Here is a 25984-nt window from a genome sequence, read left to right as displayed (position 1 = left end):
AACACAAATTACTATGATAGTCTTTATATTCACACTATGATAAAATGGCTTAGAAAAAACTTTGAAATGAGGTGCATGTCATGAGCCAACAAAAAACACATGATACAAAAAAGAAACTCGAGAGCGCAATCTTAGTTGGGGTGCATGCCCAAGAGGAAGAAGAATTTGATTTTGAATCCACTATGGAAGAATTAGCCGCACTTTCAACTACTTGTAAGTTAGACGTTAAAGCACAATTCACTCAAAATAGAACTCATTTTGATAATAAATATTATGTTGGTAAGGGTAAGTTAGAAGAAATCAAAGATTATATTACGTTTAATGATATAGATGTCGTAGTAACAAATGATGAATTAACAACGGCACAGTCTAAATCATTGAATGGTCAACTTAATATTAAAGTTATTGACCGTACACAGTTGATATTAGAAATCTTCGCTTTGCGTGCACGTAGTAAGGAAGGTAAGCTGCAAGTCGAATTAGCACAATTAGACTATTTAATGCCACGTTTACAAGGGCATGGTAGAAGTTTATCTAGGTTAGGTGGCGGTATTGGTACGAGAGGTCCAGGTGAAACTAAATTAGAAATGGATCGCCGTCATATTCGTACACGTATGAATGAGATTAAGCATCAATTACAAACTGTTGTTGATCATCGTGAACGCTATAGAGCTAAGAGAGAGCAAAAAAATGTCTTTCAAGTCGCATTGATTGGTTATACAAATGCTGGTAAGTCATCATGGTTTAATGCCTTAGCACAAGAGACTACGTATGAACAAGATTTACTCTTTGCCACATTAGATCCAAAAACGCGTCAAATTAAAATAAATGAAGGCTTTAATTTTATCTTGTCAGATACAGTAGGATTTATCCAAAAATTACCAACCACTTTAATTGCTGCGTTTAAGTCTACATTGGAAGAAGCCAAAGATGCAGATTTATTATTGCATGTCGTAGATAGTAGTCATCCAGAGTATAAAACACAATATGACACAGTAAATAAAATTATAAAAGATTTAAATATGGAACAAATTCCACAAGCGATCGTATTTAATAAAAAAGATTTACATGAAGGTGTACAACCTTCATCTAACAAACCACATGTATTCGTATCTAGCCAAGATGAACAAGATATTGATGTAGTTAATAACTTACTTATTGAAGAAATAAAAAGAACATTAACGTATTATGAAGAAACATTGGCAAGTAGTGAAGCGGATAGATTATATTATTTAAAGCAACACACGCTTGTAACCGAATTAAATTTTAATGAAGAACAAGAAACTTATGAAATTAAAGGTTATGAAAAAGTTAATGAAGGAAGTAAAAATGAATGACATCCATTAAGCAACTCGTAAAAGAAACTGAAACAACGTTAAGACCATATTTTGATGCAATTGAAGCCATCGCGTTAACAAACCAAGAAAAAGTACTAGATGCATTTCATGCCGTCAAAGTTACTGAAAGTGACTTACAAGGTACAACAGGTTATGGCTACGATGATTTTGGTAGAGATCATTTAGAAGAAATATACGCACGTACTTTTAAAGCTGAAGATGCATTAGTCCGACCTCAAATTATTTCAGGGACACATGCCATAACATTAGCTTTACAAAGCACATTGAAATACAATGATGAATTATTATATATTACCGGAGACCCATACGATACATTGTTAGAAGTAATAGGTATTAATGGAGATGGCATAGAAAGTTTACAAGAACATGGTGTAATCTATAATAAGGTTGACTTACAGGATGGTGCGATTGATACCGAAGCCGTATTAGCACATATGAGCGAACAGACAAAAGTTGTCGCAATTCAACGTTCTAAAGGGTATGATCAACGACCATCTATAAATTTAGACGAAATTGAGCAGGCAATTCAATTAATCAAAGCACAATTTCCACAAGTTATTGTCTTTGTCGATAATTGCTATGGTGAGTTTGTTGAGTTACGTGAACCGATAGAATGTGGCGCAGATTTAATAGCTGGGTCATTAATTAAAAATCCAGGCGGCGGTTTAGCGAAGATAGGTGGCTATATTGCTGGTAGAAAAGATTTGATTCAACGTTGTGGCTATCGTTTAACTGCTCCAGGTATTGGTAAAGAAGCGGGTGCTTCTCTCGACACATTACAAGATATGTATCAAGGATTCTTTTTAGCGCCACACGTCGTGAGCCAAAGTTTGAAAGGGGCGTTATTTACAAGCTTACTATTAGATAAACTTGGCATGGTCACAACGCCAAGATACGATGTGACGAGAACTGATTTGATTCAAACAGTAACATTTACAGATAAAGCGCAAATGATACAATTTTGTCAAAGTATCCAGCACGCTTCACCAGTTAATGCACACTTTAGCCCTGAACCAGCTTATATGCCAGGTTATGAAGATGATGTCATTATGGCAGCCGGTACATTTATCCAAGGCTCATCTATAGAACTATCAGCAGATGGACCAATTAGACCCCCTTACGAAGCATATATACAAGGTGGTTTAACATATGAACATGTAAAAATTGCTGTTATAAGAGCGGTAGAACGATTAAGAGAAAATGAGTTAGTATAAATTGAATAGTTAAATCATATAAAGAACATCAATTCATTCAGAAGAATTGGTGTTTTTTTATGCTAAAAATAACGGGTGGTTAACGAAATTATTGTGGAAATTTTCAAAAAATTTATATGTCGTTATGCTCTCGACCTTATGAAGTACTGATATGACAGTTTTTATAAATATGTAAGGAAACATGACATATCTTTGAATTACTTCACTAAGTATGCTAAATTAGCTATAAGTTCAAAAATAGAGGTGATGGAGATGAAGTCAAAAGATGCATTGCGACGAAATATGCCCGTCTTCTCTATGAGTGTTGTTAGTAAATTAAGTGAATTATCACCGAGACAAATACGTTATTATGAAACACATGAACTCATTACACCTTCAAGAACAGAAGGTAATAAACGCATGTTTTCGTTAAATGATTTAGAAAAACTATTAGAAATTAAAAACTTAATAGAAAAAGGTTTTAATATTAAAGGTATTAAACAAATCTTTAATGATGATCATGCACATTTAACAACTGAAGAACAAGAGATTAGAAAAAGAATGATTGTGGATACTACACAAAAACCACAACGCGAAGCTTTACCGATAAATCGTGGAGACTTATCACGATTTATTAAATAAAATTACTGGAGGACATTACATAATGCCAAAACGTACATTTACAAAAGAAGATATTCATAAGTTTGCCAAAGAAGAAAATGTAAGATATTTAAGATTACAATTTACAGATATTTTAGGAACTATCAAAAACGTTGAAGTTCCTGTTAGCCAATTAGAAAAAGTTTTAGATAATGAAATGATGTTTGATGGTTCTTCTATCGAAGGTTTTGTACGTATCGAAGAATCTGACATGTATCTTTATCCAGACCTAGATACTTGGGTGATTTTCCCATGGACTGCTGGTCAAGGTAAAGTTGCTCGTTTAATTTGCGATATATACAAAACAGACGGTACACCATTCGAAGGTGACCCACGTGCTAACCTAAAACGTACGCTTAAAGAAATGCAAGAATTAGGATTTACTGACTTAAACTTAGGGCCAGAACCAGAATTCTTCTTATTCAAATTAGATGAAAAAGGTGAACCTACGTTAGAATTAAATGATGATGGTGGATACTTCGACTTGGCACCAACAGATTTAGGTGAAAACTGTCGTCGTGATATCGTATTAGAATTAGAAGATATGGGCTTCGATATCGAAGCAAGTCACCACGAAGTAGCACCTGGACAACATGAAATTGACTTTAAATATGCAGATGCTGTAACAGCTTGTGATAATATCCAAACATTCAAACTTGTTGTTAAAACAATTGCACGTCAACATAACCTACATGCTACATTTATGCCAAAACCATTATTTGGTGTTAATGGTAGTGGAATGCACTTTAACGTATCATTATTTGATGGTAAAGAAAATGCATTCTTTGATCCAAATGGCGACATGCAATTAACTAAAGACGCTTATCACTTTATTGCTGGTATTCTTAAAAATGCACGTGGCTTCACTGCAGTATGTAACCCATTAGTAAACTCTTATAAACGTTTAGTACCAGGTTATGAAGCACCATGTTACATCGCTTGGAGTGGTAAAAACCGTTCACCACTTATCCGTGTACCATCTTCACGTGGCTTATCAACAAGAGTTGAAATTCGTTCAGTAGACCCTGCAGCAAACCCATACATGGCATTAGCTGCAATTTTACAAGCTGGTTTAGACGGTATCAAAAATAAATTAGAAGTACCAGAACCAGTTAACCAAAATATCTACGAAATGAACCGTGATGAGCGTGAAGCAATCGGTATCGAAGATTTACCTTCACAATTATACACTGCGCTTAAATCAATGCGTGAAAACAAAGTTATTAAAGAAGCGCTTGGTAACCATATCTATAATCAATTCTTAAATTCTAAATCAATTGAATGGGATTACTATAGAACACAAGTGTCAGAATGGGAAAGAGAACAATACATGAAACAATACTAGGTGCTAAGTAAAGGGGACTAGCACTTAATATAAACGATCATAGTTGAGGCTATGGTCGTTTTTTTATTGAATATATTACAAGTTATTGGGTATATATATGATAACCATAATTTAAGGAAGTGAAGATTATGCAAGAAGTTAAATTAGAAATTTTAGAAGCAGATTCATTAAAAGAGTTGGAAACGAAAATCAACGAATACTTAAAAAGTGATGATGTGTCAGCTTATCAATTACTAAACTCGACAATTCGTCAATTTGAAGAACAAAGATATCCTGCAACTGAAGAAAAGGTCACTGCATTTTTAACTTTAGTAAAAAACTAATATAGTATTATTTATTACCACCAAAGTATATTAACTTTGGTGGTAAATTTTTTTGTTTTATAACTACAATAATTTTGTTATGTAAACTTAAAATATATGACATTAGTCATCTCGCATTTATGACATTATACACTACTTGATTAACTAGGGATTTTTTATAATAAAAGTAACTTAAATGTGAGGTGAAGAACATGATTAAAATAAACAATATATCAAAGAAATATAAAAACAAAGCAGTAGTAAACAATGCGACTTTTGAAATTAATAAGGGTATGTGTACTGCACTAATTGGACCTAATGGCGCTGGTAAATCTACTTTAATCGATATACTCATTGGCGATCGCCATCCAACATCAGGATCAATAGACGATAATGAAGCTTTATTAAATGAAAAACATTTAGGAATCATGTTTCAAAAGACAATATTTCCTGAATTAATCAAAGTTAAAGAACTATATAATTTATTTTCAAGTATGTATAAAAATCCGATTTCATATGAGCAATTCTCTAAGATTACGCGCTTTAGTGAAAATAAAATGTCTGAATTTGCTAATAGGTTATCAGGTGGTCAAAAAAGAATACTTGATTTTGGACTGGCATTAATAGGTAATCCTAAATTTTTAATATTAGACGAACCTACAAGTGCAATGGATGTGCAAATGAGACAACATTTCTGGGATATTGTAGATGGCTTGAAAGCGCAAGGAGTCACTATTTTATATACGTCGCATTATATTGAAGAAGTAGAACGTATGGCGGACCGAGTGGTCGTTATTGAATCAGGTGAAATTGTAATGAATGATAGTCCTAATAATTTAAAAGCAAATCAGCACAATTCGATTATTAAATTACCGTTAAAGCATCAATATTTGCAATCTCAGTTTAATCATAATCAAATGACTCGAGTTAAAGATAGCTATGAAATACAAACAGACAATGTAAATCAAGCTGTACAAATTTTATTGAATGCAGAAGTAGATTTAAATGAAATTGAAATTACAAAAACGAGTTTATTAGAATCAATTTTTAGTAATAACAAGGAGGAATCGTTATGATGAAACATTATTTTCTTACTGAAATGCGCTTAACTTTAAGAAAACGGGTGAATTTAATGTTAGCCATCTTGCTACCATTAATATTCTATATCATTTTTACTTCAATTTTAGATTTACCAAAAGATGTTGAAAAAGCATTCAACAAGGAATACATGTATAGTATGACGGCATTCAGTTTATCAAATTTCTGTTTAATGCAGTTTCCAATGGAAATGATTACTGAAAAGGTAACTGGATGGTATAAAAATATTATTCGTACACCTTTACAACCTTATCAATATTACGGAGCTAAAATTTTAAAAATAATGATTCAATTTGCAATATCAATCGTTGTTATATTTACAGTGGCACATTTTTATAAAAACGTTAATATGTCATTAGCAGAATGGATTTCTTCAGGTGTCATATTGTGGATAGGTGCAAGCACATTTCTAGGTGTAGGCGTTCTAATTGCGCAATTAAATGATGTTCAAAAAGCAAGTGGTATTGGGAGTATACTATATCTAGGATTAGCAGTTATAGGGGGATTATGGTATCCAACTACACAATTTCCAGAGTGGTTGAAGCAAATTTCTCATGCAACACCAACGTATAACTTAAAAAAGGTTGCTTTTGATATTGGTAAGGGAGACCCGTTTAGTTACCATGCCTTCTTTATTTTAATAGGTTATAGTATACTGTTTTTGATAATAGCTTTACTTATTAGAAAAAGAAGAGAAGTGGAAGTATGATTAAGCGTCTTAATATAGGAGTAGTAGAATTATCGAGTTTAGTATATTTGCTTTTTGCTATCACACCTTTGTTTACTATGGAAATTGATGGTAATTATTGGTTTTACGTAATTATTTTTATCATTTTTACCATTTCATACTGCACGCTTATATTATTATTTGCAGTATTATCTAAACAATGGTTGATGTTATTATTAGTAATTCACTATCTCTGTATTATTTACTTTGTCATTAGTATTTCGCCGTATATGAGTTTATATTTCTTTTTTAGTGCCTTTGCTTTACCATTTTTGCTAAAGGTGAAGATTAAGTCGTTAGCATTTAACTTAATGATCTTAACTATGATTACGTGTTTAATAATTACATGGTTTAAGGAATACGACGCTGCACTTATGTTACTTATTTATTATTTAGTTATATTAATGATAACCATTGGTAATTTTAAAAGAGTAGAAACAAGTAAACTTAAATTAAAAATGAATGAAAAAAATGCTCAAATTAACATGCTTATTGCTGAACATGAACGAACACGAATTGCTCAAGATTTGCATGATACGTTAGGTCATGTTTTTGCGAGTATTAGTTTGAAATCTGAATTAGCTTCTAAATTAGTTGCCAATAAGCCCGAACAAGCTATTGAAGAAATGACTGCAGTAAATCATATTTCTAAAGATGCTTTAACCAAAGTACGTTCGATTATTAATGATCTCAAAATTAATTCTTTTAAAGAAGAGATAGAGGCTGTAGCTAATTTGCTTAAAGATGCAAATTTAACTTTTGAATTTAGCAACGCTGAGTATGCTGAAAAACTATCAGCAACTCGACAATCTACAATGGCTATGATATTACGAGAAGCAATTAATAATGTAGTAAAACATGCACAAGCCACTAGAATAGATGGCCAATTACAGTTAACTGACAAATCGGTGAAATTGATAATTAAAGACGATGGTGTTGGTGTGAGTGATGTGGCCTCGCTTGAACTAAAGAGTATTAAAGAACGCGTTAATATATTAAATGGCACGTTAGCTACTTATAATGACAATGGTTTATGTATTGAAGTCTTAATACCAAGGAGTGTAGAACAGTGATTTCGACTATAATAGCAGAAGACCAATCTATGCTTAGGCAGGCAATGGTTCAATTAATGGAACTCCATGAAGAAATAAATATCGTTTCAACAGTAGGCGATGGTGGTGAAGCATGGCAAGAGATACAAAAGCATAAACCCGCTATTGCTATCTTAGATATTGAAATGCCTACGATGACTGGACTTGAAATTTTAAGCAATATCAGAGAGGCACAATTGGACATTAAAGTCATCATCGTTACTACATTCAAAAGGCCAGGTTATTTTGAATCTGCAGTAGCAAATGATGTAGATGCTTATGTGTTAAAAGAACGTTCGGTTGATGAACTTGTAGAGACGATGCATCGTGTTATGGATGGAAACAAAGAATATAGTGATTCTTTAGTAACTACAATGTTTAAAGATAAAAATCCTTTGACTGCGAAAGAACAATTAGTATTAACAGAAATAGGCAAAGGTTTAACAAGTAAGGAAATAGCGCAAACATTATTTTTATCAGACGGCACCGTTAGAAATTATACTTCTAATATTATTGACAAATTAGAGGTTGAAAATCGGTTTGAAGCATGGAAAAAAGCACAAGAAAAAGGATGGATATAAAAAACCTTTAGGTCATTTATGATTGACCTAAAGGTTTAATTTTATTTGTCATTATATTGTTCAACTAGAAAAAGTATTTTACTTACTTGATCACTAGGTGTATGAATTGGTATGCGATGTTCAAACGTATTACCTTTTCTTGTTTGAACGGTATATTTAATATCTTTATTTTCTTTCAAAAGATTAATAATTTTCATTAATGTTGTTCGGCCCCTTTGTAATATCATCACTTACTTAATAGAAAAATACTGTAACCATAAAATAGATAGTTATTCATCATAACTAAAATAAATATTACCCGATAAATATTGATTGAAACTAAAGAAGTGCAAAATATTAAATATAAGTTTAAAAAAAGAGCAAACGCAAATTTAGCATCATCTATAATGTATGCATGATGTTAATATGCTCAAGTTTGGCTCTTTAATTATTTTTTATTTTTTTTAGAAACAATGGATTGTATCAATACAATAATAAATCCTACGAAAATCCCTAAAAAGATTGCTAACATAGCAGAAACGATCAGTGGTAGTTGGAATTGATATTGTAAGATTAATCCAACAATAATTGCGATGACAACAGCAATTATTGAAATCATATTTTCTTTAAAAATACTCAAGTTTATTCAACTCCTATCAATCGATATTATAACATGATGTAGTTATATAAAGATATAAAAAATCATTTTGTCACTAAACTGCTAAATTCGGCTGAAAATACAGCGTTTATTTAATTAGTGAATTAATTATTGACGGTGCTTCATATATTATATATGATAAATCGGTACTAATTTAGTAAAGTAGGTGCAACAATGAAATCTTCAAAACAAGTGACCATATTAGTTTGTTGTGTTGTCGTAATTGGCGTATTGCTTTTTCAATTTATAAATCACAGTGGTCCATTTGCCAATAATGATAATAAAACAACAGAAAATGGCCCTGATAAGACGAGTAAAGTTCATGTAGAAAGAGTCGTAGATGGCGATACATTTGTCGCTAAAGATAATGACAATAATGAACTGAAAGTGCGATTAATTGGTATGGATACGCCTGAAACGGTCAAACCCAATACGCCAGTACAACCATATGGCAAAGCTGCTTCAAACTACACCAAAGATCATTTGACAAATAAGGATGTATATTTGGAATATGATAAGGAACCGAAAGATAGATATGGACGTACGTTAGCTTACGTATGGTTAGATAAAAAAACAATGTTTAATGAAGTATTAGTTAAAAAAGGTTTGGCTAGAGAGAAATATTTTGCGCCAAATGGTAAGTATCGAGATGTGTTTAAAAAAGCACAAGCAGATGCACAATCTAAACATTTAAATATTTGGAGCAAAAATCATTAATCTTTTAAATTATGATTGTTTAAAGAACCACAAATACGGATAAAAAAAGAGCATTGTTATCTAATAATGATAACAATGCTCTTCATATTTTAATCTTGAAAACGAGCAACTAATCTGTCGAATTGTTCTTTAGATAGTGATTCGTCAGCTGAAGTTACAGTTTCTTCTATAATATGTTTAAGATTTGATTTTGAAGAAACAGTTTCAACATATTTTTCACGTTCGGTTGGGCCATCTATTAAATTAACCGAACCATCAGTAAAGTAAACTAAACCGACATTGTTTATATTGTGATGCACATTTTCTTTGATTTTTTCTTGTAACATTTTCGTGTTATAAGCTGCTTCTTTATACGGATCTTGGCTATAAAAATCAAAGATAACAGTATTCTTTTTAATGCGTTCAATAAATGTGTAACTCGTCATGCGAGTTGAATTAAATTGGCTGTGAAATTTATTAGCAATATAACGACCAACGATTTGATCTTCTGTTTTATCACTCATACTATTATCACTTTCTTGCTCAGGATCTACATTAAAGTGATAAAAAGTTTTTTGTTTCCAGTTTTTCACGTCGATATTGAATAAGCCTTTTTCGGTAATAACAATATAATCAAAGTGACGTGCATATTCAAAAAGTGGGTGTCTTACAGCCAAATTACTCGTCGAAATGATTTCAAAGTTTGCTAATTGATGATTATCGACAAGTTTAGCCATAATATCAGTTAAATCTTGCTTTGCTTTTCTAATACCATGATGATGTTTATCGTTATTAGCATCAAAGTTAAGCATTTGGTTTCGCAAAGTTGTATTTTCACTAGTTACTGTGCTAATTTTTCTAACCAATTGGTTTTTAGCATATGTTTCAGTATCTAATTTATTTTGCATGAAACGGTGGTCAAAAAATAAAGCAATAATCAATAAAAAGATGATTATCAACAATATTATAGTAAGAAACATCTTTATCATCCTAATCTACTTAAAATTTAAAATATAAATAAAACAACGTCTAATAATTATATATTATTAGCTCAACGGTATAACTACACTTAGTAATTATATAAAAAATATAGCTAACTAATCAATAATATTAGCATAGTTAAACGGTCAATGGAAAAAATTTAGTAAAAAGTTAAATATTCCACAATTTATTATTAAAAACAGTATTATTTTCGATAATATGTCTTTTGTAGTTGAACTTAGTTCATTAATTGAATTATGCTAAATGTATTAAAAAGTTAGACTAATGGGGGAAATCAAGTGCGTGCATCTGACAAAGTATTACAAGAAAAAATAGCTGCTATAGCAGAGAATGATATTATTGCATTTGATAATGATCCTGTATCATACAGAATCATAGATACTTTAAACAATAATAACAAAAAGATATCGGTTGTTAGTTATTCAACGGATATCATCCACTATGCAGCTAAAAATACTAATTTTAATATTATTATACCTACAGGACAGGTTAATAGCACTTTTCATGTAGTAATTGGTGAAACTGTATGTGATACATTTAAAAAATATAAAATCAAGCAATATTATCTATCTGCACCTTATCAAATGAACAAAGCACTTTTTCAAACTTATGAGGAAGTAGCGCAAATACAACATACGTTGTTTAATAGCGCAGATACTATTTATTTAATGAATTATCCTGAAATTATTACTTCTTTTGATAAAGAACAATATTATAAAGTTGGAGAATTGTCATAAATTCCTACAAATCTAGTAGTAATTTTGCTATAACAATTGAAAAAACACAGTACAACTTATATAATAAGATTATTGAAAACGCTTACTTCAGGAGGTGACATTCATTTGAGCAGAGAATTTAAGAACGTAGAAACTGTCGTTTACAAATTAATTGATAATGTAGGTAATTATTTTAAATTTAATGGAGAAATAGCTAAGCAACTCTTTTTACATGATGCTTTTGACTTAAATAAAAAAATAGATATAAGTGTACAACGTACTTATTTTTCTGAAGTTATTAAATATATACCTGAAGGATATACAATTAAATTATATGATGATCAACATGAAAGTACAGACTTTACTAAAATTAATTTTAAGTCGCTTACACATGCTAATATATATGATGGTGACACGATGATAATGACTGTAATCGTCTATGATGTAAAAAATGATGACTGGATGTTTCGTTTAGATAATAATATTCGCTTGCCTGAAAAACACATATATTTTCATTCAATTAAGTGGGATGTAGATTACATTAAACCAGAAATTGTACTAATGTATGAATTGCTAGATCCAATCGATTATCATCAATTACCTAATTACCGTAATGTTATCGACGCATTAAGTTATTATCAGTTTGTTATCTTGAGATTAGTTGTTGGAGATGAACGCATTAATCAAGCGCTTATTTCCGAAAAAAATGTAATATAAAATCCTTTAAATCAACAAGTATAAATGATGCGTTTTATACTAAGATTTAAAGGATTTTTGTGTGTTATGTGACGATACATTTACCGTTATAACAATATTCATAAGTTGCTTTAACTGCTTTTTCAGCATCTTCGACATCAATACCAAACATGATTGATATTTCTGAAGCACCTTGGTTCATCATTTTTAAGTTGATGTTAGCTTCAGCTAAAGCATGCGTTATGCGACTAGCGGTACCAACAATACGATGCATACCTTCTCCAACAATCATCAAAATAGCTAAATCATGTTCAACTCCTAATTCATCTACGTCACAATGTTTACGAATATCATTTAATACTTGTTCTTCTTTGTGCTCAATTTCTTTAGAGCGCATTATAATACTTATACTGTCGATACCAGAAGGCATGTGGTCAAATGAAATATTATAATCTTCTAGGACACCTAAAACTTTACGAGTAAAACCTACTTGTCTGTTCATTAAATATTTCTTGATATTAATAACTGTGAAGCCTTTATCACAACTAATACCACTTACGACGTTATTTGTATTAATTTCTCTGTCATGACGAATATATGTACCTAATTCATGCGGTCTATTCGTATTTTTAATTAATACTGGGATGCGGTCTTTATGTAATGGTTGTAAAGCCTCATCGTGAAAAACCCCAAATCCTGCATAAGATAATTCTCGCATTTCTCGATAAGTAATTTCATCGATAACTTGCGGTTGTTTAACAATAACCGGGTTAGCTCTGAAAATACCAGATACGTCTGTGAAGTTTTCGTATAAATCAGCTCTTACTCCTCTAGCTACTATGGCACCAGTAATGTCTGAGCCGCCTCTAGGGAATGTTACAACATAATTTTGTCTCGATATACCAAAAAAGCCGGGAATGATTAATTTTTCCTTATAATTGCGTAAGTTATATAATTCTTCATAAGAGTGATCTAGAATTTGTGCGTTTTGAGGCAAATCACTTACCGTAATACCTGCTTCTCCAGGTGACACATAACGAGTTGGGATGCCTTGACTATTGTTATATTCAGCAATAATTTGAGCATTAAAATCTTCGCCACAAGAAAGAAGCGCATCTAGTAAACGCGGCGGTTTATTTTTCAATGTAGTAATATAGCGTTCTAACGTTTCGTCAATGGATTTCAAAATATGGTCATCCATGTTAAGTTCATGCACAATATCTGCATAACGTTGTACGATTTCTTCTTTTTTAGCAGTATAGTTCAATTTAGCAATTGCTTTCTCATATAACCTAATTAATAAATCAGTCGTTTTAATATCTGACTGATGTCTCTTACCTGGTGCAGAAACAATTGTTATCTTTCTTTCAGGGTCAGAATTAACAATCTTCAATACTTTTTTTATCTGTTCTGCATTTGATACAGAACTTCCACCGAATTTAGCTACTTTCATAATTTTACAACCTTTCAAAAAAATCAGAAAATTTTGTTTAGTTTTGTTTTCAACAATGATAGGATATTAATATAATTCAAAACTAGCAAACTTTACAAATTTTGGGAATGAATTTATACTATATCATATTCTAGTATTTTTCAAGTGTACAATTGTATTTTTTAGATGAACAACGGAGGAATGAAATTATGAAGGAATTGAATGTAGCATTACTTGGTCTAGGCACTGTAGGATCAGGTGTTGTAAAAATTATTGAAGAGAATAGGCAACAAATTATCGAAACAATTCACAAGGAAATCAATATAAAGCATATTTTAGTAAATGATATTTCTAAGAAAAGACCGCTAAACGTTAGCAAATACCATTTAACTGAAGATGTAAATGATATTTTAGAAGATGATTCAATTGATATAGTGGTAGAAGTTATGGGAGGCATTGAGCCGACGGTTGACTGGTTGAAGAGTGCATTAAGTCAAAAGAAACATGTTATTACTGCTAATAAAGACTTACTTGCAGTGCATTTAAACGTTCTAGAAGATTTAGCGCAAAGCAATAGCGTAGCATTGAAATATGAAGCTAGTGTCGCTGGTGGCATTCCAATCGTTAACGCTATCAATAATGGATTAAATGCCAACAACATTAGTAAATTTATGGGAATTTTAAATGGTACGTCTAACTTTATACTTAGCAAAATGACACGTGAACAAACATCTTTTGAAGATGCATTAGATGAAGCACAGCGTTTAGGGTTTGCTGAAGCAGATCCTACAGATGACGTTGAAGGTATTGATGCAGCGAGAAAAGTTGTTATCACGTCTTATTTATCATTCAACCAAGTTATTAACTTGACCGACGTTAAACGTAAAGGGATTAGTGACGTTACTTTAGAAGATATTCAAGTTGCTGATGATTTAGGTTACAAAATTAAACTAGTCGGTAAAGGGACTTATGAACAAGGCAAAGTGAATGCATCTGTAGCACCAACTTTAATTAGTAAAGCACATCAATTGTCTGCTGTTGAAGACGAATATAATGCGATTTATGTTATTGGTGACGCAGTTGGCGAAACAATGTTCTATGGTAAAGGGGCAGGCAGTTTAGCAACTGGTAGTGCAGTAGTAAGTGATTTATTAAATGTTGCATTGCAATTTGAATATGATTTGCATACGTTACCACCTCATTTTGAATTGAAAACTGATGAAACTAAAGAAATGATGGATGATGAAGATACTGTCACAATTAAAGAAAAATCAAATTTCTATCTAGTAATAGATGGAAATAACCAAGATTTAAATAAAATAAAAGCTGATATTAAACAAGTGTTACCACTGCATAAAAGTTTAGACGTTCAGCAAAGAAACGAAGAAACAGTAAGTGTTGTAGTATTGGGCATTGATCAGTCACCTGAACACTTAATAGCGAATGCAGGATTTAATGTTAATAAAGTATACCCAGTAGAAGGAGTTTAATTATGATGAAAAGATGGCAAGGTTTAGTTGAAGAGTTTAAATCGTATTTACCTGTAAATGAAAACACTCCAAAAATCACATTAAACGAGGGTCAAACACCACTTGTACACTGTGAAAACTTATCAAAAATGTTAGATATTGAGTTATATGTTAAATATGAAGGTGCAAATCCTACTGGTTCATTTAAAGATAGAGGCATGGTCATGGCAATGACTAAAGCAAAAGAAGAAGGCAAAAAAATAGTTATTTGTGCTTCTACTGGTAATACGTCTGCATCAGCAGCTGCCTATGCTGCTAGAGCAGGATTAAAAGCTATCGTCGTTATTCCTGAAGGAAAAATAGCTTTAGGTAAATTATCACAAGCAGTAATGTATGGTGCAGAAATCGTATCAATCGAAGGTAATTTCGATGAAGCATTAGAGATTGTTAAAGAAGTGGCTGAAAATGGTGATATCGAACTTGTAAACTCTGTGAACCCATATAGAATTGAAGGCCAAAAAACAGGTGCTTTCGAAGTAGTACATCAATTAGATGGTGTAGCACCAGATATTTTGGCTATTCCTGTAGGTAATGCGGGTAATATTACTGCTTATTGGAAAGGTTTCAAAGAATTTCATGATCAATTAGATACACAATTGCCTAATATGTATGGTTTCCAAGCGGAAGGTGCGTCACCAATCGTTCAAAATAAAGTTGTGAAAAATCCCGACACTGTAGCAACTGCTATTCGTATTGGTAATCCAGCAAGTTGGGAAAAGGCTACAAATGCAATTAATGAATCGAATGGCCTAATCGATAGTGTTACAGATGAAGAGATTTTAGAGGCGTATAAATTAATGGCAACAAAAGAAGGTATTTTTAGTGAACCGGCAAGTAATGCTTCAATCGCTGGTTTAATTAAATTGCATAGAGCGAATAAATTGCCTAAAGGTAAAAAAGTAGTAGCTGTGCTAACTGGTAACGGTTTAAAAGACCCAGATACTGCTATTTCATTATTGGATGATCCAATACAACCATTACCAAATGATAGAGAAAGCATATTAAAGTATATTAAAGGAGCACTTTAATATGGAACATGTGCTAACTTTAAAAGTCCCGGCATCTACAGCTAATTTAGGTGTCGGTTTTGACTCTATTGGTATGGCTTTAAATAAATTTTTATATTTAGAAGTTAAAATAAATAATCAACCGCATTGGCGCTTTCATCATATTGGACCTAATGTCGACGATTTACCAACCGATGAAACGCACTATATTTATCAAATTGCACAGCAAGTAGCTAGTAAATATAATGTGACTTTACCTAATTTGGACGTAGAAATGAGAAGTGAAATTCCATTAGCAAGAGGTTTGGGGTCATCTGCATCTGCCTTAGTAGGTGCATTATACATAGCGAACTACTTTGGTGACATTGAATTATCTAAATATGAATTATTGCAATTAGCTACAGAATTTGAAGGTCATCCAGATAATGTAGCACCCACGATATACGGTGGCTTAGTATTAGGTTATTATAACGCCGACTCTAATGTGACGGAAGTTTCTTATATAGATACACCCAAAGTGGATGTCATAGTAACGATTCCACCCTATAAATTAAAAACAGAAGATTCTAGAAATGTTTTACCTGATACATTTTCTTATAAAAAGGCAGTACAAAATAGTGCAATCAGTAATACGATGATAAGTGCATTAATTCAACACAACTACGAGTTAGCTGGGAAAATGATGGAACAAGATGGTTTTCATGAACCATTTAGACAATTTTTAATCCCCGAATTTGAAGAAGTTAAAGCTATAGCTAAAACGCATCAAGCTTATGCAACAGTTATAAGTGGTGCTGGGCCCACAATTATGACTTTAATTAGTCGTGATAAAAGTGGCCAACTCGTTAGAACATTAAAAAAACAATTTGAAGACTGTAAGTCAGAATTGTTATCAATTAATGAATCCGGAGTTATTGCCGAAGAGGTATACCAAAAACATTAAAGTAGTGTATGATAGTGTTAAGAAGGTGAAAGGAGCAATAACCAAATGGGAAATTATAAATTAATTGTTATGGATATGGACGATACTCTTATGAATCATGAGAATGAAGTAAGTGAAGAAACGAAAGATTACTTAATTCGTATTCAAGAAGAGGGATATAAAGTTGTCTTAGCTTCTGGTAGACCGACTGAAGGGATGTTACCCACTGCACGTTTATTAAATCTAGACAAACACCAAAGTTATGTTATTAGTTATAATGGTGGAAAAACGATAAATGTTGCATCTGAAGAAGTAGAAGTAAATAGACCAGTATCTAAAGAAAACTTTGATTTAATTGTAGATTATTGTCGTAGAAATGAATTCTTCATTTTAACTTATAAAGATGGGCATATCATTTATGAAGGCGAACACGAATATATGAATATTGAATCCGAATTAACGGGTTTACCAATGCGAAAAGTAGATGACATTAAAACATATATTCAAGAAGATGTTCCAAAAGTCATGGGTGTAGACTATGTACCTAATATTGTTAAGGCATTAGATTCGTTAAATGGCTATTTTAATGAAGATATAGATGTAACTACGAGTAAACCTTACTTTCTTGAATTTATGGCCACAGGTGTGTCTAAAGGGAACGCAGTCACTTTATTGTGTGAAAAATTAAATATTGAGCTTTCTCAAGTTGTAGCTTTTGGTGACAGCCCTAACGACATCTCTATGCTTGAAATAGTAGGTCGTGCATATGCAATGGATAACGCGAATGATCAAGTAAAATCTATCGCAGATGAAGTAACTTTAAGTAATGCTGAAAATGGCATTCCTTATGCTTTAAAATCGCTACTATAAATAAAAAAAGAGTATGGATCATAAATACCTATACTCAAAATAAAAGAGCTAATCCATCACGGATTAGCTCTTTTATTATTTAGAGATGTTTAAGTTTCGATCTGTATGGTTTATTTTGCTGTATGTGTCCATTCATGTTTGCCTCTATGTCTTTTAACATGAGCATATACTTGGTCCGCCGCATAATCTAAGTTAGTGTAGACAGTAATAGAAAAGGCGGATTGATTTTCAGTAAACGCTTCTTCTAAAAATAAATCTTTTAAATGTTCGAATAAACTTTCCATCTGATCGTGCGTTAAACTACTATATTCTCTTAACGTACGCTTGATTAATTTATCGTTTAAGTTTTCTAATGCTTGAACTACGATAACAAAACGTTCTTCTGGTTTCATAACATCATCAAATAAGTTTGTTTGTCCAACCATAATTTTCCACCTCATAATACCTATATAATTAATTTGATTATACTATATATTTGGGTAACTTAAAATAATATAAAATTAAATTGACGTTAAATAAAAGAGGCACACAAGTGAATTTGTATGCCTCATTAAAAATATGCTTAATATTTATTTGTTAAATCGATATTTTCTAATTTTACAACTTTAGTTTTAAACATCAACTTATGAACTAAGTATACGATAATCAATATAATAACTGGGATGATATTTCTTAATAAACTTGCAATATCACCAGCTAATAAAGCGCCAATTGTGTTACCTAAAAACAAGAATAGTAAAGCTACGATTACAATAATTGGTCCAACAGGATAAAATGGTGCTTTGTACGGTAATACTTCATCGGGATCTTTATTTTGTTTTTTAATTGCTTTCCTTAGTCTAACTTGAGCTAAAATACTAGAGGCCCAAACGAAAATGACTAGGGAACCGATTATATTTAGTAGTGTAAATACAATATTGGATTGTATTTGAGCTAGCATGATAATCGCAAAAACAATAACAAATGTTGTTAATATAGCGGGTACCGGTAATTTTGTCCCTTTATTTAAACTTGATAAAAATTTAGGTGCTTGTTTATCTTGACCCATCGCGAATAACATACGACTTGAAGTATAAAGACCAGAGTTAGCTGCAGATAATAACGACGTTAATATTACAGCATTAATCACAGAAGCAGCAAAAGCAATACCAACGCGGTCAAACACGATTGTGAATGGACTTTGGTTGGCAGACTCACTCTTATTTAATAGTAGTGGATCTGTATAAGGAATAATTGCTGCAATCACTGCTATAGATAATACGTAGAATAATAATATTCTCCAAAATACTTGTTTGATTGCTTTAGGCATAGAGCGATGTGGATTATCGGACTCACCTGCAGTAACTGCAACAACTTCCGTACCACCTACAGAGAAACCTGCAATTAATAGTACGCCTAGAAATCCTGATATACCACCGACAAATGGTGCTTCGCCAACGGAGTAGTTAGACAAACCATAAGTTTTACCTCCTAAAATACCTACAATTGTTAAGACTCCAACAATGATAAATATAATAATCGTTAGTACTTTTATCAGTGATAACCAAAATTCTGCTTCTCCAAAAGCTTTAACTGAAAATATGTTTAGTAAAAATAAAATCACTAAAAAGATAATGCTCCACGTCACGGATGAGAAGAAGTGAAAAACTTCCCAGTAGCTTAAAACACTTGAAGCAATGATAATATCAACACTAGCAACCATTACCCAAATAACCCAATATAACCATCCCACTGTAAACCCTAATGAACTATCAACAAAACGAGCTGAATATGAACTAAAAGATCCTGAAACAGGATAGATAGTAGCTAACTCTCCGATAGATGACATTAAGAAATATAACATTATCCCTATAATTAAATAAGCTAGTATGGCGCCACCTGGGCCAGCTTGAGAGACGACACTTCCTGTTGCTACAAACAGGCCAGTCCCAATTGCACCGCCAATAGCTATCATTGAAATATGCCTTGAACTAAGGCCACGACTTAATTTATTTTGTGCCATAATTAGTCTCCTAATTTATTTATTTACAGACTATTGTAATTGTTTTGGAGGCTATTAGCAATTACTTTTTTATAACTTTAAAGCAATAAAGAATATTTTTTTCTGAAAAATCTGATTTTAATTTGATATAATTTTGGTTTTCTTGATTAAAAAGTGGGTATAGATTAAAATAAGTTGTAGATAATAATTATTATTATCTAAAAAGAGGGGGAATACATATGGCTAATAATAAAAAATTAACAGGTCTTTTTGGAACTCCAGTATCAGATAGAGAAAATTCATTAACAGCTGGCCCTAGAGGTCCATTATTAATGCAAGATTGGTACTTTTTAGAACAAATGGCTCATTTTGATAGAGAAGTAATACCAGAAAGACGTATGCACGCTAAAGGTTCAGGTGCATTTGGTACTTTTACTGTTACAAATGATATAACAAAATATACATGTGCAAGTATCTTTTCAGAAGTAGGTAAACAAACAGAAATGTTTGCTCGTTTTTCTACAGTAGCAGGTGAACGAGGCGCTGCCGACGCAGAACGCGATATTAGAGGTTTCGCATTAAAATTCTATACAGATGAAGGGAACTGGGATTTAGTTGGTAATAACACACCAGTATTCTTCTTTAGAGATCCTAAATTATTCGCAAGTTTAAACCATGCGGTTAAAAGAGATCCACGAACAAATATGCGAAGTGCACAAAATAACTGGGATTTTTGGACGTCATTACCAGAAGCGTTACACCAAGTAACGATTTTAATGACTGACAGAGGTATTCCAAAAGGTTTCCGTAATATGCATGGTTTCGGTTCACATACTTATTCAATGTATAATGATAAAGGTGAACGTGTATGGGTTAAATTCCATCATAGAACTCAACAAGGCATTGAAAACCTACAACCAGATGAAGCTGCTCAAACGATTGCTCATGATAGAGAATCATCACAACGTGATTTATTTGAAGCAATTGAAAATAAAGATTATCCAAAATGGAAAATGTATATCCAAGTAATGACTGAGGAACAAGCACGTAACCATAAAGATAATCCGTTTGATTTAACAAAAGTATGGTATAAAGGAGATTATCCTTTAATTGAAGTAGGAGAATTTGAATTAAATCGCAATCCTGATAACTATTTCCAAGACGTAGAGCAAGCAGCATTCGCGCCAACGAATATAGTACCAGGACTTGATTTCTCTCCTGACAAAATGTTACAAGGTCGTATTTTCTCATATGGTGACGCTCAACGTTATAGATTAGGTGTTAACCATTGGCAAATACCAGTTAACCAACCTAAAGGCGTAGGAGTAGAAAATATTTGTCCATTTAGTAGAGATGGTCAAATGAGAATTTTAGATAATAACCAAGGTGGCGGACCACATTATTACCCTAATAGTGAAGGGGCATTTGAAAGCCAACCTGAATATAAAAAACCAGGTCTTGAAGTAGAAGGCGAAGCATATGAATACGACTTTAGACAAGATGATGACAATTACTTTGAACAACCAGGTAAATTATTTAGATTACAATCTAAAGAACAGCAAGAACGTATCTTTGAAAATACAGCAAATGAAATGCAAGGCACTACATTAGAAGTTCAACATAGACATATTCGTCATTGTTATAAAGCAGACGAAAACTATGGTAAAGGTGTAGCAAAAGCGTTAGGTATTGATATTAATGACGTAGATCTACAAGTTGCTGATTAATAAAAAGAAAATAGTTAAAGACTTTGCGGCGTAAAAGCCCATAATAAAAGTAAGAGAGTTAATCCATTACGGGTTAGCTCTCTTACTATTTAGTAACTTATGATACTGTCGTTATGCTTATATTGAATGTGATTCAAAGTTAGCCACTATTATGCTAAGTGGCAATTCACTTGTGGTTACAATTGAAGTTTTTAATTACTCAAATGTATTTTTTCTTCTATAATATAGAAGATTTTGTTTAGTAAAAATAAAAATCACCACATGTGTGGTGATTTTTGTCGTATTAAAAAAGATAAGATTAAATTAATGCTTTTACTTCGTTTCGCGATGTAACGTATATTTGTTTAATCTTGGGCAGAATTTTTTCAATTCAATTCTTTCAGGATTAGTACGCTTGTTTTTTGTAGTTATATAGTTACGATCGCCGCATTCAGTGCAAGCTAAAGTTATGTTTACGCGCAAAATATAACATCCTTTCTCTAATTAGTAATGTTTACGATTTAAAATTTTATCATAAGGTAATATTAAGCGCAATAATTCAATGATAAATTTTGAAATAAATCAATTCATCCAAATCATAATACGTAGAATGAAATTTTATTGTTGCGAAATATAAATTATATGATAATATTAAAACGTAACGATTACGATTTGAAAGGAGAAAATTATTATGGCAAAAAAATCTAAAATCGCAAAAGAGCAAAAGCGAGAAGCGCTCGTTAATAAATATTATGAATTACGAAAAGAATTGAAAGCGAAAGGTGATTATGAAGCTTTACGCAAATTACCTCGAGATGCTTCGCCAACGAGATTAACACGTCGTTGTAAAGTTACAGGACGACCTAGAGGCGTGTTGAGAAAATTCGAAATGTCTAGAATTGCTTTTCGTGAACACGCACACAAAGGCCAAATTCCTGGTGTTAAAAAATCTAGTTGGTAAATTCGTACTAAAGTCCGTTTACATTTAATATAAAACAATGTATATTATCTATTGGTACTAGAAAGCAACATTGATTGTTCGTAAAAATCGTTGTTTTTAATAGTTGAAACTACGATTTTGTTCATTAATGTGCGAAAAAACTTACCATTAAATAGTTGTTTTAATAAAAATGTTAGGGGTTTATGTATTATGAAAATTTTTGATTATGAAGATATCCAACTTATACCGAATAAATGTATCGTGAATAGTAGGTCAGAATGTGATACTACAATAAAATTTGGGCCAAAATCTTTCAAGTTGCCTGTAGTTCCTGCTAATATGCAAACTGTAATGAATGAATCATTAGCTGAATGGTTCGCTCAAAACGATTATTTCTACATCATGCACCGTTTTGATGAAGAAGCGCGTATTCCATTTATTAACAAAATGCAGGAACAAGGTTTATTTGCGTCAATTTCAGTAGGAGTTAAAGAACGTGAGTTTGGATTTGTTGAACAACTTAAAGCAGAAAACGCAATTCCAGAGTACATTACAATTGATATAGCTCATGGACACTCTGATTCAGTTATTAATATGATTAAACATATTAAAAAACATATACCTGATACATTTGTTATTGCTGGTAATGTTGGTACTCCAGAAGGCGTACGTGAGTTAGAAAATGCTGGTGCAGATGCTACTAAAGTTGGTATTGGACCTGGTCGTGTTTGTATTACAAAAATTAAAACAGGTTTCGGTACTGGTGGCTGGCAATTATCAGCATTAAATCATTGCAGTAAAGCAGCGCGTAAACCAATTATTGCTGATGGTGGTATAAGAACGAATGGTGATATTGCGAAATCTATGCGTTTTGGAGCGTCTATGGTAATGATCGGCTCATTATTTGCTGCCCACGAAGAATCACCTGGTGAAACAGTTGAATTAGAAGGTAAATTATACAAAGAATACTTTGGTAGTGCTTCTGAATTCCAAAAAGGTGAACATAAAAACGTCGAGGGTAAAAAAATGTTTGTTGAACATAAAGGGTCTTTAAAAGATACTTTAGTAGAAATGCAACAAGATTTACAAAGTTCAATTTCATATGCTGGCGGCAACGATTTAACTTCATTAAGAAAGGTAGATTATGTAATAGTACGTAACTCTATTTTCAACGGTGATAAAGACTAAATTTTAGTAGGTGTTGAACATCCGAAAACTATTATTTTATATTGTTTTATTTCTAGGGTTAATAATTGTTTTACCTATTAAAGAACCTGACTTTATGATGCATGTCCAACAACAAGCTAGAACTAAAATTGATGCTTGGACAAATAATGACAATACTGCTAATAATGTATTGAAAGTTCCAAGCGAACAAGAATTTGCGTTAAATAATATTCAAATGAATATGACGAAATCACAGGTTGAAAGTAAATTAGGTAAAGCACAAAGGATAACAACGAACGAATACGGTACTAAATGGTATAGTTATCATACAAAAGACTATCATGATTTTGTTATGGTAAGTTACATTGATAATAAAGTTAATGGTTTGTATACTAACCAAAACTTAATATCATCACAATCTCAGATAAAATATGGTTCTCCTAAAAATGTAGTGCGTCAACGTTTGGGTAAACCTATTACTGAGAAACGTAAAGGTAACGTACGATACGAAATTGATAATAAAGAATATGATACCTTTAAAAAACATAATATTTATACAACAGCATTTTATGACAAACACAACAACAATAATTTAACATCGATTTTATTGGTAAGTAATCAAATGGAAAATCGTTTGCGTAGTCAATATGGTGCGCCATCTGATGATTTACAAAAGAGTTTCGAACTACAAAATTTTGATCTTGTTAATGCTGAACGCGTGCAACACAACTTATCAACTTTAACTTATAATGCTGCAATATCTAATACTGCACGAAAACATAGTAAGGATATGGCAAAGCATGACTATTTTGATCATACGGATTTAAATGGTAACTCCCCATTCGATAGACTTAAGTCAGATAATATCGATTTCAATGCAGCTGGTGAGAATTTAGCCTATGGTCAAGTTGATAGTATATACGCTCATGAAGGATTAATGAATTCACTCGGTCATAGAAAAAATATTTTGCGCACAACTTACAATAAACTAGGTGTTGGTGTAGCATTCAATTCTGATAATCAACCTTATTGGACTGAAAATTATACAAATTAAGGTTTATCAAAATTTTTTCAGGGTATCTTTATTTAGTAAGGATGAGATGCTTATGAAAGCTAAAAAACAAAAGAACAAAGACGATATATTAGAAAGAATTAAAGACGTCTTAGAAAAGAAATAAGCGATTGCGCATATGCACAATCGCTTATTTTTATTGTTTAGATAACAAGATATTTAATTTTATGAGAGTGTCTAGTGTAAATTACATTTCTCTAAATAAACCAACAACTTTACCAAGCACTGTTACTTGTTCTAAATATATAGGATCCATTGTACTATTTTCTGGTTGCAGTCTATAACGTGTTTTTTCTTTATAGAATCTTTTGACTGTAGCTTCATTTTCTTCTGTCATAGCTACAATAATATCTCCATTTTCGGCAATAGTTTGACTTCTGACGATAACTTTATCTCCATCTAAAATACCAGCTTCAATCATACTATCTCCGACAACGTTTAGTATAAAGATATCGCTATTATGTGTTGATGTGAAATGTTCTGGTAAAGGGAAATATTCTTCGACATTTTCAACTGCAGTAATAGGAATACCAGCAGTTACTTTACCAATGACAGGCACATGTATCGTTTCTTCAGTATTAACAGATTCACCTAATAATTCAGAAACAATTTCTATAGCACGTGGCTTTGTAGGATCACGACGAATGTAACCTTTTTCTTCTAATCTTGATAAATGTCCATGGACTGTTGAGCTCGAAGCAAGACCTACGGCTTCTCCTATTTCACGAACACTAGGTGGATATCCTTTAGATTGAACGATTTGCTTAATATAATCGAAAATTTCTGTTTGACGTTTAGTTAATTCTCTCATAATAGGCACTCCCTAAATTAATTTGTCTTAATTATAGCATGTGTTGTAACCTTTTACAAACATTTGTTCGTTTTTATGTTGACATAGAACAAGCGTTCTGATAAATTATTAATACAAACAAACGTTCTAGGAGTGAAGAAAATGACTAAACAATATATAAACCAATATAAAACTTATTTAATCGTACTTTTAGCCACTATGATACTATGTACAATCTTTTTGCTATCAGTAGATTTTAACAATAAATCAGAACAAACGTACGAAATGACGGACCATAAAATAACAAATCAATCAAAGGATACATTAGCAAATGAAGTAAAAGCCAATGAAAATAGCGACGAAAATGACGAACATACACCGAACCAAACGATTGCAATAATTCGATAACAACCTTATATAGATAGATATGGTAAAGTGAGCGAAAACATTTAGTTTCGTTCACTTT

29 protein-coding genes are annotated in these 25984 nt (G+C 32.0%); 21 read left to right on the top strand and 8 right to left on the bottom strand.

What is annotated here, in order from left to right:
- Nucleotides 1–80 precede the first annotated feature (80 nt).
- The 9 genes from hflX to ISP08_RS07535 all read left to right on the top strand — a co-directional run bounded on the left by hflX (nt 81) and on the right by ISP08_RS07535 (nt 8355).
- Nucleotides 81–1337, top strand: coding sequence for a GTPase HflX (hflX, locus tag ISP08_RS07575; protein ID WP_195718224.1), 1257 nt, complete (start codon nt 81–83; stop codon nt 1335–1337).
- Nucleotides 1334–2572, top strand: coding sequence for a methionine gamma-lyase family protein (locus ISP08_RS07570; RefSeq protein WP_195718223.1), 1239 nt, complete (start codon nt 1334–1336; stop codon nt 2570–2572). Before hflX ends, ISP08_RS07570 begins: the two co-directional genes overlap by 4 nt.
- 252 nt (nt 2573–2824) lie before the next feature.
- Nucleotides 2825–3193, top strand: a complete 369-nt coding sequence (locus ISP08_RS07565; protein WP_048794015.1) for a MerR family transcriptional regulator — start codon at nt 2825–2827, stop codon at nt 3191–3193.
- Between the two features lie 22 nt (nt 3194–3215).
- Nucleotides 3216–4556, top strand: a complete 1341-nt coding sequence (gene glnA / locus ISP08_RS07560; RefSeq protein ID WP_048794014.1) for a type I glutamate--ammonia ligase — start codon at nt 3216–3218, stop codon at nt 4554–4556.
- Between the two features lie 128 nt (nt 4557–4684).
- Nucleotides 4685–4879 (top strand): hypothetical protein, encoded by a 195-nt coding sequence (locus ISP08_RS07555; protein WP_195718222.1) that lies wholly within the window; start codon nt 4685–4687, stop codon nt 4877–4879.
- A gap of 191 nt (nt 4880–5070) precedes the next feature.
- Nucleotides 5071–5934 (top strand): ABC transporter ATP-binding protein, encoded by an 864-nt coding sequence (locus ISP08_RS07550; RefSeq protein WP_195718221.1) that lies wholly within the window; start codon nt 5071–5073, stop codon nt 5932–5934.
- Nucleotides 5931–6665, top strand: a complete 735-nt coding sequence (locus ISP08_RS07545) for an ABC transporter permease (RefSeq protein ID WP_195718220.1) — start codon at nt 5931–5933, stop codon at nt 6663–6665. The genes ISP08_RS07550 and ISP08_RS07545 overlap by 4 nt, the downstream gene beginning before the upstream one ends.
- Entirely contained in the window at nt 6662–7756 is a 1095-nt protein-coding gene (locus tag ISP08_RS07540; RefSeq protein WP_195718219.1) for a sensor histidine kinase, read from the top strand. The genes ISP08_RS07545 and ISP08_RS07540 overlap by 4 nt, the downstream gene beginning before the upstream one ends.
- Nucleotides 7753–8355 carry a response regulator transcription factor gene (locus ISP08_RS07535; protein WP_195718218.1) on the top strand — a complete coding sequence of 201 codons (603 nt, stop codon included), beginning with the start codon at nt 7753–7755 and terminating at the stop codon, nt 8353–8355. Before ISP08_RS07540 ends, ISP08_RS07535 begins: the two co-directional genes overlap by 4 nt.
- Before the next feature lie 41 nt (nt 8356–8396).
- Here ISP08_RS07535 and ISP08_RS07530 read toward each other — a convergent pair whose 3' ends face one another.
- Together ISP08_RS07530 and ISP08_RS07525 are read right to left on the bottom strand one after the other, a co-directional pair.
- A complete protein-coding gene (locus tag ISP08_RS07530; protein ID WP_161800956.1) occupies nt 8397–8552 on the bottom strand; it encodes a hypothetical protein in 156 nt (51 codons plus the stop codon).
- 230 nt (nt 8553–8782) lie between these two features.
- Nucleotides 8783–8974, bottom strand: a complete 192-nt coding sequence (locus ISP08_RS07525; RefSeq protein WP_048794008.1) for a hypothetical protein — start codon at nt 8972–8974, stop codon at nt 8783–8785.
- 192 nt (nt 8975–9166) lie between these two features.
- Here ISP08_RS07525 and nucI point away from each other — a divergent pair, with 192 nt between their 5' ends.
- The gene (gene nucI, locus ISP08_RS07520) at nt 9167–9709 is read left to right on the top strand and encodes a thermonuclease NucI (protein WP_195718217.1); all 543 of its coding nucleotides are present in this window, start codon (nt 9167–9169) and stop codon (nt 9707–9709) included.
- 89 nt (nt 9710–9798) lie between these two features.
- Here nucI and ISP08_RS07515 read toward each other — a convergent pair whose 3' ends face one another.
- Nucleotides 9799–10668, bottom strand: a complete 870-nt coding sequence (locus ISP08_RS07515) for a hypothetical protein (RefSeq protein WP_195718216.1) — start codon at nt 10666–10668, stop codon at nt 9799–9801.
- 300 nt (nt 10669–10968) lie between these two features.
- Here ISP08_RS07515 and ISP08_RS07510 point away from each other — a divergent pair, with 300 nt between their 5' ends.
- Nucleotides 10969–11427: a sugar phosphate isomerase family gene (locus tag ISP08_RS07510; RefSeq protein ID WP_195718215.1), complete on the top strand. Its 459-nt coding sequence runs from the start codon at nt 10969–10971 to the stop codon at nt 11425–11427.
- Between the two features lie 105 nt (nt 11428–11532).
- Nucleotides 11533–12123, top strand: coding sequence for a hypothetical protein (locus ISP08_RS07505; RefSeq protein ID WP_229294064.1), 591 nt, complete (start codon nt 11533–11535; stop codon nt 12121–12123).
- Between the two features lie 64 nt (nt 12124–12187).
- On the opposite strand, the gene ISP08_RS07500 is transcribed toward ISP08_RS07505, so the two are convergent.
- Nucleotides 12188–13555, bottom strand: a complete 1368-nt coding sequence (locus ISP08_RS07500; RefSeq protein ID WP_048794003.1) for an aspartate kinase — start codon at nt 13553–13555, stop codon at nt 12188–12190.
- A gap of 188 nt (nt 13556–13743) precedes the next feature.
- Here ISP08_RS07500 and ISP08_RS07495 point away from each other — a divergent pair, with 188 nt between their 5' ends.
- From ISP08_RS07495 to ISP08_RS07480, 4 genes are read left to right on the top strand one after another with little or no spacing between them, the layout of a single operon-like run.
- Entirely contained in the window at nt 13744–15024 is a 1281-nt protein-coding gene (locus tag ISP08_RS07495) for a homoserine dehydrogenase (RefSeq protein ID WP_048794002.1), read from the top strand.
- 5 nt (nt 15025–15029) lie between these two features.
- Nucleotides 15030–16091: a threonine synthase gene (thrC, locus tag ISP08_RS07490; RefSeq protein WP_048794245.1), complete on the top strand. Its 1062-nt coding sequence runs from the start codon at nt 15030–15032 to the stop codon at nt 16089–16091.
- 1 nt (nt 16092) lies between these two features.
- Nucleotides 16093–17013 carry a homoserine kinase gene (gene thrB, locus ISP08_RS07485; protein ID WP_048794001.1) on the top strand — a complete coding sequence of 307 codons (921 nt, stop codon included), beginning with the start codon at nt 16093–16095 and terminating at the stop codon, nt 17011–17013.
- Between the two features lie 45 nt (nt 17014–17058).
- Complete coding sequence (locus ISP08_RS07480; protein WP_195718214.1) at nt 17059–17862, top strand: Cof-type HAD-IIB family hydrolase; 804 nt, start codon at nt 17059–17061, stop codon at nt 17860–17862.
- 110 nt (nt 17863–17972) lie between these two features.
- Here the strand turns inward: ISP08_RS07480 and ISP08_RS07475 are convergent, their stop codons facing one another.
- Complete coding sequence (locus ISP08_RS07475) at nt 17973–18287, bottom strand: hypothetical protein (RefSeq protein WP_195718213.1); 315 nt, start codon at nt 18285–18287, stop codon at nt 17973–17975.
- A 137-nt stretch (nt 18288–18424) separates the two neighbouring features.
- Nucleotides 18425–19864, bottom strand: coding sequence for an amino acid permease (locus ISP08_RS07470; RefSeq protein ID WP_195718212.1), 1440 nt, complete (start codon nt 19862–19864; stop codon nt 18425–18427).
- 218 nt (nt 19865–20082) lie between these two features.
- Here ISP08_RS07470 and ISP08_RS07465 point away from each other — a divergent pair, with 218 nt between their 5' ends.
- Nucleotides 20083–21570 carry a catalase gene (locus ISP08_RS07465; RefSeq protein WP_048793997.1) on the top strand — a complete coding sequence of 496 codons (1488 nt, stop codon included), beginning with the start codon at nt 20083–20085 and terminating at the stop codon, nt 21568–21570.
- A 312-nt stretch (nt 21571–21882) separates the two neighbouring features.
- Here ISP08_RS07465 and rpmG read toward each other — a convergent pair whose 3' ends face one another.
- Nucleotides 21883–22032 (bottom strand): 50S ribosomal protein L33, encoded by a 150-nt coding sequence (rpmG, locus tag ISP08_RS07460; RefSeq protein WP_195718211.1) that lies wholly within the window; start codon nt 22030–22032, stop codon nt 21883–21885.
- A gap of 208 nt (nt 22033–22240) precedes the next feature.
- Between rpmG and rpsN the strand changes: the two genes are divergently transcribed.
- The 3 genes from rpsN (at nt 22241) to ISP08_RS07445 (ending at nt 24710) form a co-directional block, all read left to right on the top strand.
- Nucleotides 22241–22510 carry a 30S ribosomal protein S14 gene (rpsN, locus tag ISP08_RS07455; RefSeq protein ID WP_195718210.1) on the top strand — a complete coding sequence of 90 codons (270 nt, stop codon included), beginning with the start codon at nt 22241–22243 and terminating at the stop codon, nt 22508–22510.
- 189 nt (nt 22511–22699) lie between these two features.
- On the top strand, nt 22700–23677 hold the full coding sequence (gene guaC / locus ISP08_RS07450; protein WP_195718209.1) for a GMP reductase: 978 nt from the start codon (nt 22700–22702) through the stop codon (nt 23675–23677).
- 10 nt (nt 23678–23687) lie between these two features.
- Nucleotides 23688–24710: a CAP domain-containing protein gene (locus ISP08_RS07445; RefSeq protein ID WP_195718208.1), complete on the top strand. Its 1023-nt coding sequence runs from the start codon at nt 23688–23690 to the stop codon at nt 24708–24710.
- 205 nt (nt 24711–24915) lie between these two features.
- On the opposite strand, the gene lexA is transcribed toward ISP08_RS07445, so the two are convergent.
- Nucleotides 24916–25539 (bottom strand): transcriptional repressor LexA, encoded by a 624-nt coding sequence (gene lexA / locus ISP08_RS07440; RefSeq protein ID WP_195718207.1) that lies wholly within the window; start codon nt 25537–25539, stop codon nt 24916–24918.
- 141 nt (nt 25540–25680) lie between these two features.
- Here lexA and sosA point away from each other — a divergent pair, with 141 nt between their 5' ends.
- The gene (sosA, locus tag ISP08_RS07435) at nt 25681–25926 is read left to right on the top strand and encodes a DNA damage-induced cell division inhibitor SosA (RefSeq protein WP_195718206.1); all 246 of its coding nucleotides are present in this window, start codon (nt 25681–25683) and stop codon (nt 25924–25926) included.
- Nucleotides 25927–25984 lie beyond the last annotated feature (58 nt).

The organism is Staphylococcus lloydii, from assembly GCF_015775975.1.
In the GTDB taxonomy this organism is placed as follows: Bacteria; Bacillota; Bacilli; order Staphylococcales; family Staphylococcaceae; genus Staphylococcus; species Staphylococcus lloydii.
This window is presented reverse-complemented; position numbering and strand designations above follow the sequence as displayed.